Below are 12,787 nucleotides of genomic sequence, written 5' to 3' on the forward strand. Positions count from 1 at the left end.
TGAATGAAGAGACAGGGTACAAAAAAAGATTCATTCACCCGAGTTCTGTACGTTTTTTGGACAATTGAAGTTTCAAGCCATGCTTCATCCTCAGCGTCACTAAAGGCTCCACTTTGACGGGGAAAGCCTCTGAAGAAGGTTTAAACTTGAACGATTTCATAAGAGAGGACAGAAGGACAAGCATCTCAAGCATGGCGAAATGTTGGCCAATACAAACCCGGTGCCCGCCACCAAAAGGCAGATACAAATAATCAGACACCCCTTGAAGACGTCCATCTTCAAATCGTTCAGGCAGGAACTCCTCCGGGTAATCGATATACCTGCGGTGGCGATGCATCAGGTAAGGACTGATCATGACCGTCGCCCCTTTTTTTATGAACGTCGAGCCAATGTTCACGTCTTCTATAGCCCGCCGCCCAAACATCCATGCTGGAGGGTACAAGCGCATACTTTCTAAGATCACTTTTTTCGTGTACAAAAGGTCCCCCGTCTCCTCGATTGATGGAATGTCATGTGACAGAACCTGGTCGATTTCAGCTTCTACTTTTTGATAACAATCGGGATGCTCCATCAGTAACTGTAACGTCCACGTCAAGGCCGCCGCTGTCGTCTCATGGCCGGCGAGAAAAACCGTCATCACTTCATCACGCAGAAGTTGAGCATCCATTTTGTTCCCCTCGGAATCCTCCGCCTTCTTCATGACACTGAGGAGGTGATCGCCCTCTTCACCTGGCTCATCGATGAAGGAATAGACCACTCTGTCCAACTTTTCAACGGCCTCATCGAAAAGCCGGTTCCGAACCGTTTTCAAAGAACGAGGCGATTTGAACACACTGCGGATCCTTTGAGTGGCGATCTCCATTGCGGTATCCAGCTGTTGACCTACATGGTCATGCCCCGTTTTCATCTCGGTACCAAACATCGTCTCCGTAATCACCTGCAGGGTAAGACTTCGGATATCCTCAGAGATCAACCGTTCTCCGTCCTCCCAGAGAGATGTATGTTCCCTTACCACTCGTCCCATCGTTTCACAATAGCGCTGGATATGCTTTGGAGTGAAGAACGGTTGTATTTTTTTGCGCTGCTGTTTATGAAGCTGTCCTTCACTTAATAACAGCCCTTTCCCGAGCAGTGGTTCCAACTCCTGGAAAGGTTTGGACTTGTAAAAAGCGTCTGCCTTTCTTACGAGTACTTCCTGGATCAATGCTGGATGCATCAACATGAAAACAGGTCGATGGGCAAACCTGATTTTTGTCACGGGCTTTTGTGTTTCTTCCATCTCCATGAGGAATGCGAGTGGATCTTTCTTGAATGCTGGCAGTTGTCCAAGTGGTGAACGACTCTTCCATTTATGCATGACGTACCCCCTTCCACCTTCTATTAGAGAGTACTAGAGTCCACTTATTTTTATTCGTTTCTTTATGAAACATATTAACTTTCATGGAAGACTGATTCCGAGATGTTTGACAGAGATTAGGGGCTACGTGAAAAGGTTCGCTTTCCATGGGGCTGGCGTTGAGCCTCCTCGGACTACGTCCTGTGAGGTCTCAGCTGTCCCGCACACCCCATAGGAGTCTCACCGTTCCCCTCTGCCCCTTTACCAAAATTGGTTCTCGAAATCTCAGTTAAAAAACTACAAAATTCAGTGAGAATAACCGCTTTGCATTAATCTGGGAATAGTTGAAGGTTCTAGTTGGGAATTTGAATGGATAAGAAAAGTCGATGGAAAAATCCACCGACTTTTAAGGTTATATTTATCTAAAGTATGAAGACAGACGACCGCCTGCTTTTGAACTGCCTAAACCATACTTCTCCTAAATGTATGGACCACATAAAATTCATAGAGAGTTATGATAAGTCCGTCCGAAATCAAAGCAAATAAATGACTCTGAATCCAGCTTGTTTCATTAATCCTCACCCTTCCCATCAGGAAGCATTCTGATGATTTCTATAATAAAATAGCCGATGAGAAAATAAAAAACAAAGGACAATTCAAATGCTTTTTTAGAAAACAATGAAACAACGAATACACCCAGGACGACACCATTTCCTGTCCGGGTTAAATTCTCAAGTACTTGATCGACTCTTAGAATAAATTTTCGACACCTTGAGCTCTTTTCAACGCGGTTATGGTTCCTTGATGAAGTCCTTCGTGCCAGATGGAGAAGTTCAGTACTTCATCGAGCGTACGGAAAACGACGCCCCCGCCGAGTTCAAACGGCTTTTCTCCTTCTTCGGATAAGCGTCCTTCATACGTTTGGATCAAGCGCTCGGTTTGAGATTCCAGCTCTTCTCTAAGTTCAGACAAACTTGGAACTTCTTCCGGCCATTCGTCTGGGGAAGTTCCTCCGCCAAATAAACGGACATACCCTTCTGGGATCTGAGCTTCTTCCCCGGCGAACCTTGCTAACAAATTTTCCTGTGAAACGAAGATATGGCCAAAGTTCCAACGGATCGTATTCAGAAAACCCTCCGGTTTCGTATCCGCTACCTCTTCTGTCGTTGCATCAAGAGCTGCAAGGCTCCGTTTCCTAACAAAACGCATTTGTTGAAATAAACTTTCTTCTTTCATTAGAATCACCACCTGTGTATAGTCAGAAAAATCAATCACATTTACTATAGCATGAAGAAGGAAGATCATCTATGTTAATCTAGTAATGGAAGAAAAGGAGGAGATCCTATGAATCAGGAGATGAAGATAGGAATGGCATTGATTGGCAGTTTCCTTATCCTCATGGTTGGTTTATTTCGGTTATTTACAGCGGAGCTTGCAGACGTACCGCTTTTTGTTGCATACATACTGACGATCTCAGGCTTGGTCGGGGTGATAACAAACGGGTGGAAGTGGAAAAAGCGGGAAAATAAATGAACGCTATAGTCTCTTGAACGAATGTATGTTTTCTATGCAATTCTAAACATAAAAGGAAAGACGGTCACCGTGTGAATGGTGACCGTCTTTTTAGTTCTTATTTTACCTTTTCCCAATCAAGTTCACGAGAGGTATTCAAATCAATCACAGCCGATTCACTCCAAAAGTTCGTTAACGTATGTTGGGTATGTTCGATAATTTGAGCTGCTGATAAAACATTGTTCGAACAGGTGGTATGAGCATCTGAAATCAAAGTCACATGGTAGCCGCGATCAAAAGCGCCTCTAGCCGTACTATCTACACAATAATCCGTCTGTGCCCCGCAAATAAAGAGATGCTCCGCATCGACTTTCTGAAGGACTACATGGAGGGATGTATTCACAAAAGCATTCGGAATGGATTTAAAAATCAGCGCATCTTGTTCGAATGGCTTCTCAAGATCAGGATGAAGCTGCCATCCTTCCGCTCCCCGCTTCATCGGTCCTTCAGGGTATTCGTGTTGAACGTATACCACTGGAATCTGCTTTTCTCTCGCCCGCTGAATTGCTCGATTCATATTGGTGATCTTCTCTACACACTGATACGCATTTTCCATGACGGCCTTCTGAACATCAATGACAATCAACACTTCTTTCCCCATTCGCTCACATCCTTATTCGTTGTCCCTTGTACCTTTCTCCACAAGAGTTCAGAGTTCCTTCATGAAATGTAAGGTGCAGTTAAGGTGCAAGGTCTCCCCTTCTTTCGCAACTAAATCCCACTCGAGAAGTACACAAGTGATTCTGTACGCCTTTAGAATGAAAGGAGTTAGGTCTCAGCTGTCTAATAGACATAAAAAAAGAGCAAACATTTTAGATGTGTTTGCCCCTCTTCTTCTTACTTCGTATTCGTGAATCCGCCATCAATGCGGATGACATCACCGTTGATGTACTGTGCTTTAGATGTGAGAAGGAAGGCCACGAGTTCGGCAACTTCTTCAGGAGTGCCCAATCGTCGTTGTGGGATGCCTGCTTCTGCGTTTTCTTTCATTTTGGGATTGTTCTCATAGAATTCTTTGACCATTTTTGTTTCTGTCGGTCCTGGAGCGATCGCATTCACACGAAGGCCATCTTTTCCGTACTCAGCGACCATGCTTTTCGTCAATCCGATGATCCCATGCTTGGTAGCTGAATAGGTGACCACGGAATCCTGCCCGATGACACCTGCACTTGATGCCGTATTGACAATCGAACCTCCGCCTTGTTTCAACATCACTTCCGCTACATAACGAACACCGTATAGGGCACCCAATAAATTGATGCCTACAATCTTCTCAATTTCTTTGATTTCCGTATCCAGATAATATTCCCCGCTCCCGGAAATTCCAGCGTTGTTAAAGAAATAATCGATGGTTCCAAAAGCATCAAGCGTCTGATCTACGTAGTTCTTCACTTCATTGGCTTTTGAGACATCAGCTTTTATAAAAACCGCATCTGCTCCCGCTTTTTTCACCAGGTCGACCGTTTCATTTCCGCCCTCTTCGTCAATATCCACAACAGAGATGTTTATGTTTTCTTCTGCTAAGCGAAGCGCAGTGGCTTTTCCTAAACCACTGCCACCCCCTGTAATAATGGCTGTTTTACTCATGGATCGTTCCCCTCCTAGTCTCATTCTCATCTGTAGTTTTCCCCGGGTAACGAAAATAAAACGAATTTCATAACCAGGTAGAAGCATCACTCACATTACAGGGAAGAAATCCTTTGTACGATGGTTTTAAAATACCTCAAAAAAAAGAACCTGCTAGAAAAGCAGGTTCATGCCAAGATGTCTTTCTTAAGCGATCTGGATTTCATTTCATCCACCATTTCCTTATCTGAACTCACCGGATAATGATAGTTCTGCTGATAGCTCTCATGTCCTTTACCCGTGATGACCACCCAGTCGTTCTCTCCACTACTGACGATTGCCTCTTCAATCGCAAGCGTCCGGTCTGGAATGATCCTGCCTTTGGAGTCGCCGTATTCCTTCTGAAGGTCTTCCAATGTGGCAGTCATCTCATCATAGGTAGAAGAATTCAAATCATCGAGCGTGAGAATGTAGGCATCGGCTCTGATTGCAGAAGCTCCGATCATTTCTCCTCTTTTTGTTACGTCCCGATCCCCGCGGAAGCCGAACACATGCGTGAGTGAAGATGCTCCTTGTTGTCTCGCTGTATCCAGCACATGCTCAACGCCGTCTGCGGTATGGGCATAATCGATGACGACGGTCGGCCCGTTTTCGAGTTCGTAAAGTTCAAAACGCCCACGGATGCCAGGCAAAGACTGCAGCGCCTTGTCCATTTCAGAAAAGGAAAAGCCGAGTTGTAGACCTACGGCGATTGCCTCTGTCGTGTTGTATACGTTGTGCGTCCCTTTGAGAGGAGATGTTACTTTTCTGTCTTCTCTTTTGTATTGAACACGTGCGGAAAAGTCTTCGATATCGATATCCTTCAAAATGATTTCATTCTCCAGTTGATGCCCGATCTTACAGACAGGCGTTCCTTTTTCTTCTAAAAGATCCGCCAGTTTCTCTCCCCATGGATCATCCACATTAATGACAGACGTCCCTTCTGGTTTCAACAGATGGAAGAGCTTTGATTTGGCTTCGAAATAAGATTCCATTGTATCATGATAATCCAGATGGTCTTTGTATAAATTCGTGAAAACTGCGTAATCGAATTGAACCCCTTCCAGTCGGTGCTGAGCGAGTCCATGAGACGACACTTCCATCACGACAACGTCATCTTTGCTCTCAAATAGAAGCTTTTGCAGCAAAGGGGCGCTCGGGGTTGTCTGTATGCCGGGAACGACTTTGTCATTGACCACATAATCGATCGTTCCGAACATTCCGCATGAATAGCCCTGCTTCTCACACAAGTGTTTAATCATATGGGAGGTCGTCGTTTTGCCGTTCGTACCTGTCACCCCGATGACGATCTTATCCTTGGATGGATTTCCATAAAAAGCAGATGCGATCTGACCGAGCGCTTTCCTGCTGTTTTCAGTTTGCAGACATACGACATCTGTATGGTGCACCTTTTTTTCTGTGATGAGGACTGTTGCTCCTCTTCGAACGGCTTCTTCAATAAAGTCATGGCCATCGACCTGATAGCCTCTTACGGCCACGAAGACAAAACCTTCCTCAACATTCCGAGAGTCATCCGTGACACCGGTGATGCGCTGTTTGAGATCTATATTCTTTTTCGTGCTTTGGTTGAGTAGTTCTAGCAGTTGTTCAACGTTCATCGTCGGTATCTCCTTTGGTGTATGTTACGTGTTCCATGCCCTATTCTAATGGAAAATACACGTGTGTAGTCGGGGGATCGATGAGATGTAAATGAATCTTAATATATCCGTCACGATTATGTATATCTTCAGGATGGAATCTTTTTAGCATCCTCCTAATAGGGAGAAAATAGACGCATGAGATCTGCGATTCATTCATCTCTATACGACAACGTGTAGACAACACTTCCATCGTTTCAACAAATTCACACTCCTGAAAATGGAAAAAGCGCATGGAATTCAGGATTACATCCCATAATGAGAGTAAAGGATCAATCACCCATGTTTGAAAAAGGAGTGTTCACTCATGAACCAACAGGCAAAAGAGTACTGGGATTCCTATTGGAAAGGCAAAGAAAAACCTGATGACGTCAAAGCATGGTCTTTCGGCACCGCCCCTGACCGTATGGCACGACTTGTAATGGACGGGCTCAAAACAGCTACTTGTTCGGCCCGGCAGGCGTATGAGATTGAAAACGAACCGCTCCCTGAGGTTGGAGAATATAACATCATCCTTAACGGCGAGGACGAACCTGCAGCGATCATCCGTACGACCGAAGTGGAAGTCGTCCCTTTTAACGAAGTCACCGAAGCGTTTGCACGAGCAGAAGGTGAAGGCGATCTTTCTTATAAACACTGGTTAGACGTGCATAAGAAATTTTTCAAAAAGGAAGCAGAAGAAGTCGGTTATGACTACAGTGAAGACATGGACCTCGTTTGCGAGAGATTCCAACTTGTCCATGTGAACCCGGATTGAAGGACGGAAAACACTTCCGTCCTTTTTCCGTTTGCAGACTTCGGCTCAAGAGCCATTCGAATGGACAGCCCGACAAGACCGATTAAAAATACGACGATGATGGTAATAATTAGGATTCTTAATTTATTTTGACTCAACGTCTCATCCCTCCTGCCCTCCTCTACCCGTTAAGTATAGCTCCTATGCTTAAGAATACAGAGATCCGCTTCTTATATAGGACAAGAAGCAAAACAAAAAATTATTCGAAACAAAAATGAACCAAATATGAAACCTTCCAAATCTTCAATCGTAGTAAAGGTGTTCAGAAACATGACAAGTTTCATTTCATATCATTTGGACATCGCCTTATGGTATGGTTGAATTCTGAGCAACAGATAGAAAGGAGTTTACATATGAGCAAAAGAATAACTGCAAGCATCATTGCCGCTACCCTCTTGATTCTAGCTCTTGTCTTCCAGCTGATCGGAACGGTCTTCACTGGCGAAGAAACGGAGAACGAAGCGATGGGATTGTTCGCTGGCAGTGAAAAATTAGAAGAAAAAGTCGTTGAACGGGGTTCAGGGAGCAAGCGGATTGTAGAATTGAATTTGGAAGGAGCGATCATCGATAACCCGAGTACGAATCCGAACCCTTTCGGGGGCGGCGGCTATCAGCATGATCGTTTCATGAAAAAATTAGAGGCGATCAAGGAAGATGCCTCGATCAAAGGGGTTCACCTTTACGTCAACTCCCCAGGTGGCGGCGTCTATGAAAGTGCCGAAATCCATGACAAACTGCTTGAAGTAAAAGAAGCCGGCAAAAAGATTTATGTATCCATGGGGAACATGGCGGCTTCTGGAGGGTACTACGTTTCTGCTCCCGCTGACCGCATCTTCGCGAGCAACGATACCTTCACAGGATCTCTTGGAGTCATCATGGAAAGCATCAACTATCAAGAACTTGCCAATGAATATGGCGTGAAATTCAACACCATCAAAAGTGGCGAATTCAAAGATATCATGAGCCCGACGAAAGAAATGACCGAAGCGGACAGAGAGATCCTTCAAACCCTTGTCGATGAATCGTACCAGCAGTTCGTCGATGTCATCGTAGAGGGACGGGAGATGTCTGAAAGCCGTGTGAAAGAATTGGCAGACGGCCGGATCTACTCCGGAAAACAAGCGGTGGAAAACGGACTAGTGGACGATATCGGATTCCGTGAAGACACGCTGAAGGCGCTGAAAGAAGAAATCGGTGGCGACCCACAAGTGTTCCAATACAAAAATACAATGGGGTCCTTTTTCAACCTGCCGCTCGCTGAAAGTTTGATGCCAAACAGTGAAATCCGCTACATCGAAGAATTGATCAGCCAGCGTCAAGGACCACGCATGATGTATATGTACACAGATTAAGGAGGGAACGGTATGGATTACACCAATCATAACGAAAACGATGGTCAACTCTCATCGTTGATCCATCATCAGAAAAACGACCTCCAAAGACTGTTGTACGCAGGGTTCGGTTCAAGGTTCCTTGCCTACATCATCGACTTGATCGTCATTTGGAGTGTCAATAGCATTGTCACCCGGCCTTTGCTGCGGCTTGTGAACCTGGAAGACGCAGAGCTTTGGGTGCCTATGTTCAGCGCAGCGAATATTACGACATCGATCATCTTTTTTGCTTACTTCATACTGATGACGAAATTTTTCCGTGCGACATTAGGAAAAATGGTGCTCGGCTTATCCGTTGTCTCATTAAAAGGAGAGACGCTGTCGAACGGTCAAATCATATTCCGTGAATGCATCGGCCGTTACATCAGCATGGCGATCCTCGGACTCCCTTACCTTGTCGTCGCATTTACGAAACGACATCAAGGGATTCATGATCTTTTTGCAGATACCTCCGTCATCAAAAATAAATTCAGGAAGCTGAACGACACGATAGAACAACCACAAACGGTATAAACAAGGAACGCCTGCCTCCCATTGGATGCAGGCGTTTTTATTTGCCCTTAACGGTATGGATCTTGTTTGCCCGTACCGTTCGTTTCCCCTTTTTCACGACGTAGCGCGTTCAAATCTTTTTTACTTTTGTTTTTTGCTTTCTTGCCCATATCTGAAGACCTCCCTTCTCCCCTATTTTGTGAAGATAAAGGAGATTCCATGTAATGAAATAGGAGACCAGACGAACCTTGATCCCTTCCGTGTATTTGCCTTGAAAGTGAGCATACTAAAGAGAAAACACATGGGATTCGGGGTGAGTGTATGAATCAATCCTTGGATATAGAGCAGATCCTTCGTGAAAAACAGAAAAACCACCATGTGACCATCAAGAAACTGGAACTTGATGATCACCCCGTCCACGTCCTCTACATACCTGTGATTACAGATACAAAGCAGATTCAAGACGCGATTCTCCTTCCCCTTCAGGAGTGGAATCATAAGGAGAGTCCTCTTCCCCACGCCTTTTCTGCGGAACCTCTCTTGCAACTGGAAAATAAAAACGATGTCGATCAATACCTGCTGGATGGTTTCACTTTGTTGATTGAACAAAATACGGTTTATGCGATCGAAACAGCCCAGTTTGCGTATCGGTCCATTCAGGAACCTGTTTCAGAAATGACGCTGCGTGGATCACGGGATGGATTTATCGAATCACTCGAACAAAATATCGCTTTGCTGCGTGTTCATTTACGGTCAACGGATTTGACTTTTGAAGAGTTCACCGTCGGCAAGCGGTCGTTCACGAATGTGTCCATGGCTTACCTCGATCGTGCCGTCAACGAGGAGTTATTGAAGGAGGTCCGGACCCGGATTCTTGCCGTAGAGGCCGATTACATTCCGGATGGTGGGGTCATGGACCAATTGATTGAAAGGAACAACTATTCGCTTTTTCCTGAGATTCAGGAAACAGAAAGGCCGACCAAAGTAGCCAGTGCGCTTGTGGAAGGAAAGGTCGCCATATTTGTAGAGGGTTCTCCTTCTGTATTGCTTGCTCCGACGACATTGAACAGTTTATTTCAGCAAGCGGATGACTACAACTTCAAGTGGATTCCAGCTTCACTCATACGTTTGATGCGATACATGGCTGCTTTTTTATCTGTCATGCTCCCTTCCATCTATATCTCTTTAATTTCGTATCACCATGGCTTAATCCCCACGGACCTGGCCATATCGATCGCAAAAACGCGTGAAGGGGTACCCATTCCCTCGTTCATGGAAGCCCTCATTATGCAGCTAACCATTGAAACATTAAGGGAAGCGGGGATCCGATTACCGAAACCGATCGGACCTGCCGTCAGCATTGTAGGAGCGATTGTCCTCGGGGAAGCGGCTGTTACCGCTGGTATCGTTAGTCCCCTGATGGTCATCGTCGTTTCGTTCGCGGCGATCTGTTCCTTCACGATTGCGGATTACGCCTTAAGTTTAGCGCTGAGAACTATTAGTTTCGTCATGCTGTTTGCTGCAACATTTCTAGGGATATATGGGTTGATTCTAGCGGTCTTCATCGTCAGTATTCACCTTGTTCACCTGAAGAGCTTCTCTGTTCCCTATTTGGAACCTTTTGCACCTTTTTACGTGAAACGTTGGAAAGATTCCTTGATCCGATTCAAGTTGAAAAAAGGAGGCGGACGGATTGAGTGATTTGAAACAACTGACTATGCTTCAGCTCGTCGTCGTATTCATATCGTCGATGATTGGAATCGGGATCATCCTCATGCCGCGCGACCTAGCTAAAGCTGTAGATTCACAGGACCTGTGGCTGAGCATCATTTTCGGAGCGATTGCTGTTTCCGTCATTTCCTGTATTTATGTAGCATTGGCAGTCCGTTATCCTGGTCTCACCTTTTTCGAAATGAGCTCTAAGATCATGGGGAAATTCGTGGGGTTCGTCTTCAACTTTTTATTTGCTATTTACAGCCTCATCGTTGCTGCCTATATATTAAGAGTGACCGGTGGGATCATTAAAAACTATCTGCTCGACACAACGCCCCTCTATGTAGTGGTCGGCTCTTTCATTCTTGTAAGTATGTACCTCATCTATAACGGAGCGGGTGACATTGTACGATTTTTCCAACTTTACTTTCCGATTATGATGGCGATGTTCCTCATCCTTTGTTTATTGAGTATCAAGAACCTTGACCTAAACCAAGTGCGCCCGGTCCTGCAAAACAACCTATGGGCGACGATCAGTGCAGCTAAAATCACGTTCTTTTCTTTTTTAGGCATGGAGCTTTTGTTAATCTTCGCCAAATTGATTAAAAAGAGGAAAGCCAAACAACTCCTATTTACGATGTGGACGAGCATTGGATTCACCGCACTCATCTATGTAGTCTTCCACATCATATCGATCGGAGTGCTTGGAGTGGAAGAACTGAAAGAAATCACATTCCCTACGATTGAGATGGCGAAAAGCATCGAATTCCAGGGGTTCTTTTTTGAACGTTTTGAATTGATCTTTCTTTTCGGCTGGCTGACGACCGCTTTCACTTCCTTCACAGCTTATATGTATGCGTTGACTCTTGGATTGAAAAATTTGTTTACGCCAAGTCCATGGTTTCTACTTATCGCGGGTTTGCTGATTTATTCATTGACCTTATTTCCTGAAGGTCTTACGGAAGTCTTCCACTACTCGACACACATCCAATTGATTTCGGTCATGGCGATCGTCGCCTTACCTGCGCTTCTATTGATTGTATCCTTAATCAGGAGGAGTACACATGCCACTTAAAAACACCGTTGTAGGTTTAGTGATGCTCTTTTTATTGACTGGATGTTGGGACATTAAAGAAATCGAAGATGTTGGAATCATTACGGGAATAGGTCTTGATTTCGATGAAGAAAAAGATGAACTGACAATGGTCAATCAGTATGTCGTCCCTGATAAAATCCCGACACAACAAAGCACCTCCCAACAAAATGTTCCTTATCAAAACATTACCTTATCAGGAAAGACATTCTTTGAAATCATCAGGAAGAACTCATTGGAAAGCAACAGACCTCCCAATTACACACATTTAAAAACCATTTTGACATCTACAAAGTTATTTGAAAAAGAACGGGCGGATAAAGTCATTGACCTATTCATCCGCGATCATGAATTCAGAAGAACGACACCCGTGTTTCTTACGAGAGAACCTGTCATTGACGTTCTCAGTACCAATCCAACGAAGGAACTTTTTCCAGCGATACAAATTAAATCTCTCAGTGAGAATTTCAACAAAATCAATACCTTTCCCCAAAGCCTGACCATTGGTGACTTTTCCCAATCGATTTCAGTGAAAAAAAGCTTCTTGATTCCAGGCATTACATTACACGATGGAAAAATCAAATCATCAGGAGCAGGAATCATCGAAGCGGAGAGTTCTAAATATGTAGGCTGGATTAATGTTGAAGATATCGAAGGCACTCGGTATTTGGACAATACAGTCCAAGGCGGATTTTTATATTTAGACGAGGAAGCTGTTGAAGACGGCCCAATCATCCTTGAAATTAAAGGGTCAAATACAAAATATAAGACAAAGGTGAGCGGAGATCAATTGGATATGACAATTCAAATTGATACATCCACGGTACTAGCTGAAGACTGGGGTTCCGGAAGAGATGTTTATAGTACCGGTTGGAAAAAAGAGATTGAAGAGGCTGCAAAAAAAGTCATCCAAGGAAAAGTAGAGCGCATGCTAGAACTCGCCCAGCAGGAATATCAAATTGATTTTCTCGATGTATCGAAATGGGTAAACATACACGAACCGAAGTATTGGGAGAAACACGAAAAAGACTGGAATGAAATCTTTCCTGACGTGAATTTCAAAGTGGAAGTAGCGATTGAAATCACAGACTTCGGCACTCAAAACTTCAATTCAGAATAAAGTGGAGGTCT

General features: G+C 44.4%; 13 protein-coding genes. 7 read left to right on the top strand and 6 right to left on the bottom strand.

What is annotated here, in order from left to right:
* Positions 1-34: 34 nt before the first annotated feature.
* Together ACXACN_RS06150 and ACXACN_RS06155 are read right to left on the bottom strand one after the other, a co-directional pair.
* A complete protein-coding gene (locus ACXACN_RS06150; protein ID WP_474963112.1) occupies positions 35-1,357 on the bottom strand; it encodes a cytochrome P450 in 1,323 nt (440 codons plus the stop codon).
* Between the two features lie 729 nt (positions 1,358-2,086).
* Complete coding sequence (locus ACXACN_RS06155; protein ID WP_474963114.1) at positions 2,087-2,572, bottom strand: DinB family protein; 486 nt, start codon at positions 2,570-2,572, stop codon at positions 2,087-2,089.
* Positions 2,573-2,680: 108 nt separating this feature from the next.
* On the opposite strand from ACXACN_RS06155, the gene ACXACN_RS06160 reads away from it, so the two are divergent.
* A complete protein-coding gene (locus ACXACN_RS06160; RefSeq protein WP_474963115.1) occupies positions 2,681-2,869 on the top strand; it encodes a hypothetical protein in 189 nt (62 codons plus the stop codon).
* Positions 2,870-2,966: 97 nt separating this feature from the next.
* Here ACXACN_RS06160 and ACXACN_RS06165 read toward each other — a convergent pair whose 3' ends face one another.
* From ACXACN_RS06165 to ACXACN_RS06175, 3 genes are all read right to left on the bottom strand, one after another.
* Positions 2,967-3,509 (bottom strand): cysteine hydrolase family protein, encoded by a 543-nt coding sequence (locus tag ACXACN_RS06165; protein WP_474963117.1) that lies wholly within the window; start codon positions 3,507-3,509, stop codon positions 2,967-2,969.
* A gap of 236 nt (positions 3,510-3,745) precedes the next feature.
* Positions 3,746-4,495: an SDR family NAD(P)-dependent oxidoreductase gene (locus ACXACN_RS06170; protein ID WP_474963118.1), complete on the bottom strand. Its 750-nt coding sequence runs from the start codon at positions 4,493-4,495 to the stop codon at positions 3,746-3,748.
* 167 nt (positions 4,496-4,662) lie between these two features.
* Positions 4,663-6,132, bottom strand: coding sequence for a UDP-N-acetylmuramoyl-L-alanyl-D-glutamate--2,6-diaminopimelate ligase (locus ACXACN_RS06175; RefSeq protein ID WP_474963120.1), 1,470 nt, complete (start codon positions 6,130-6,132; stop codon positions 4,663-4,665).
* Between the two features lie 346 nt (positions 6,133-6,478).
* Between ACXACN_RS06175 and ACXACN_RS06180 the strand changes: the two genes are divergently transcribed.
* A complete protein-coding gene (locus ACXACN_RS06180) occupies positions 6,479-6,928 on the top strand; it encodes an ASCH domain-containing protein (RefSeq protein ID WP_474963122.1) in 450 nt (149 codons plus the stop codon).
* On the opposite strand, the gene ACXACN_RS06185 is transcribed toward ACXACN_RS06180, so the two are convergent.
* On the bottom strand, positions 6,865-7,065 hold the full coding sequence (locus ACXACN_RS06185) for a hypothetical protein (protein WP_474963123.1): 201 nt from the start codon (positions 7,063-7,065) through the stop codon (positions 6,865-6,867). The two genes, ACXACN_RS06180 and ACXACN_RS06185, sit on opposite strands and share 64 nt — an antisense overlap.
* Positions 7,066-7,320: 255 nt before the next feature.
* Between ACXACN_RS06185 and sppA the strand changes: the two genes are divergently transcribed.
* The 5 genes from sppA to ACXACN_RS06210 all read left to right on the top strand — a co-directional run bounded on the left by sppA (position 7,321) and on the right by ACXACN_RS06210 (position 12,776).
* Entirely contained in the window at positions 7,321-8,319 is a 999-nt protein-coding gene (sppA, locus tag ACXACN_RS06190) for a signal peptide peptidase SppA (RefSeq protein WP_474963125.1), read from the top strand.
* A 12-nt stretch (positions 8,320-8,331) separates the two neighbouring features.
* Positions 8,332-8,871, top strand: coding sequence for an RDD family protein (locus tag ACXACN_RS06195; protein WP_474963127.1), 540 nt, complete (start codon positions 8,332-8,334; stop codon positions 8,869-8,871).
* A gap of 300 nt (positions 8,872-9,171) precedes the next feature.
* A complete protein-coding gene (locus ACXACN_RS06200) occupies positions 9,172-10,551 on the top strand; it encodes a spore germination protein (RefSeq protein WP_474963128.1) in 1,380 nt (459 codons plus the stop codon).
* Positions 10,544-11,638: a GerAB/ArcD/ProY family transporter gene (locus ACXACN_RS06205; protein ID WP_474963130.1), complete on the top strand. Its 1,095-nt coding sequence runs from the start codon at positions 10,544-10,546 to the stop codon at positions 11,636-11,638. Before ACXACN_RS06200 ends, ACXACN_RS06205 begins: the two co-directional genes overlap by 8 nt.
* On the top strand, positions 11,628-12,776 hold the full coding sequence (locus tag ACXACN_RS06210; RefSeq protein WP_474963131.1) for a Ger(x)C family spore germination protein: 1,149 nt from the start codon (positions 11,628-11,630) through the stop codon (positions 12,774-12,776). Before ACXACN_RS06205 ends, ACXACN_RS06210 begins: the two co-directional genes overlap by 11 nt.
* The last annotated feature ends 11 nt before the right edge of the window (positions 12,777-12,787 follow it).

This window comes from Halobacillus sp. AWM4_238 (genome assembly GCF_056158265.1).

Bases quoted from the DNA above. Each gene is read 5' to 3' on its own strand.
- ACXACN_RS06155 (WP_474963114.1), bottom strand. From the start codon at position 2,572: ATGAAAGAAGAAAGTTTATTTCAACAAATGCGTTTTGTTAGGAAACGG.
- ACXACN_RS06170 (WP_474963118.1), bottom strand. From the start codon at position 4,495: ATGAGTAAAACAGCCATTATTACAGGGGGTGGCAGTGGTTTAGGAAAA.
- ACXACN_RS06150 (WP_474963112.1), bottom strand. From the start codon at position 1,357: ATGCATAAATGGAAGAGTCGTTCACCACTTGGACAACTGCCAGCATTC.
- ACXACN_RS06165 (WP_474963117.1), bottom strand. From the start codon at position 3,509: ATGGGGAAAGAAGTGTTGATTGTCATTGATGTTCAGAAGGCCGTCATG.
- sppA (WP_474963125.1), top strand. From the start codon at position 7,321: ATGAGCAAAAGAATAACTGCAAGCATCATTGCCGCTACCCTCTTGATT.
- ACXACN_RS06160 (WP_474963115.1), top strand. From the start codon at position 2,681: ATGAATCAGGAGATGAAGATAGGAATGGCATTGATTGGCAGTTTCCTT.
- ACXACN_RS06180 (WP_474963122.1), top strand. From the start codon at position 6,479: ATGAACCAACAGGCAAAAGAGTACTGGGATTCCTATTGGAAAGGCAAA.
- ACXACN_RS06195 (WP_474963127.1), top strand. From the start codon at position 8,332: ATGGATTACACCAATCATAACGAAAACGATGGTCAACTCTCATCGTTG.
- ACXACN_RS06175 (WP_474963120.1), bottom strand. From the start codon at position 6,132: ATGAACGTTGAACAACTGCTAGAACTACTCAACCAAAGCACGAAAAAG.
- ACXACN_RS06210 (WP_474963131.1), top strand. From the start codon at position 11,628: ATGCCACTTAAAAACACCGTTGTAGGTTTAGTGATGCTCTTTTTATTG.
- ACXACN_RS06200 (WP_474963128.1), top strand. From the start codon at position 9,172: ATGAATCAATCCTTGGATATAGAGCAGATCCTTCGTGAAAAACAGAAA.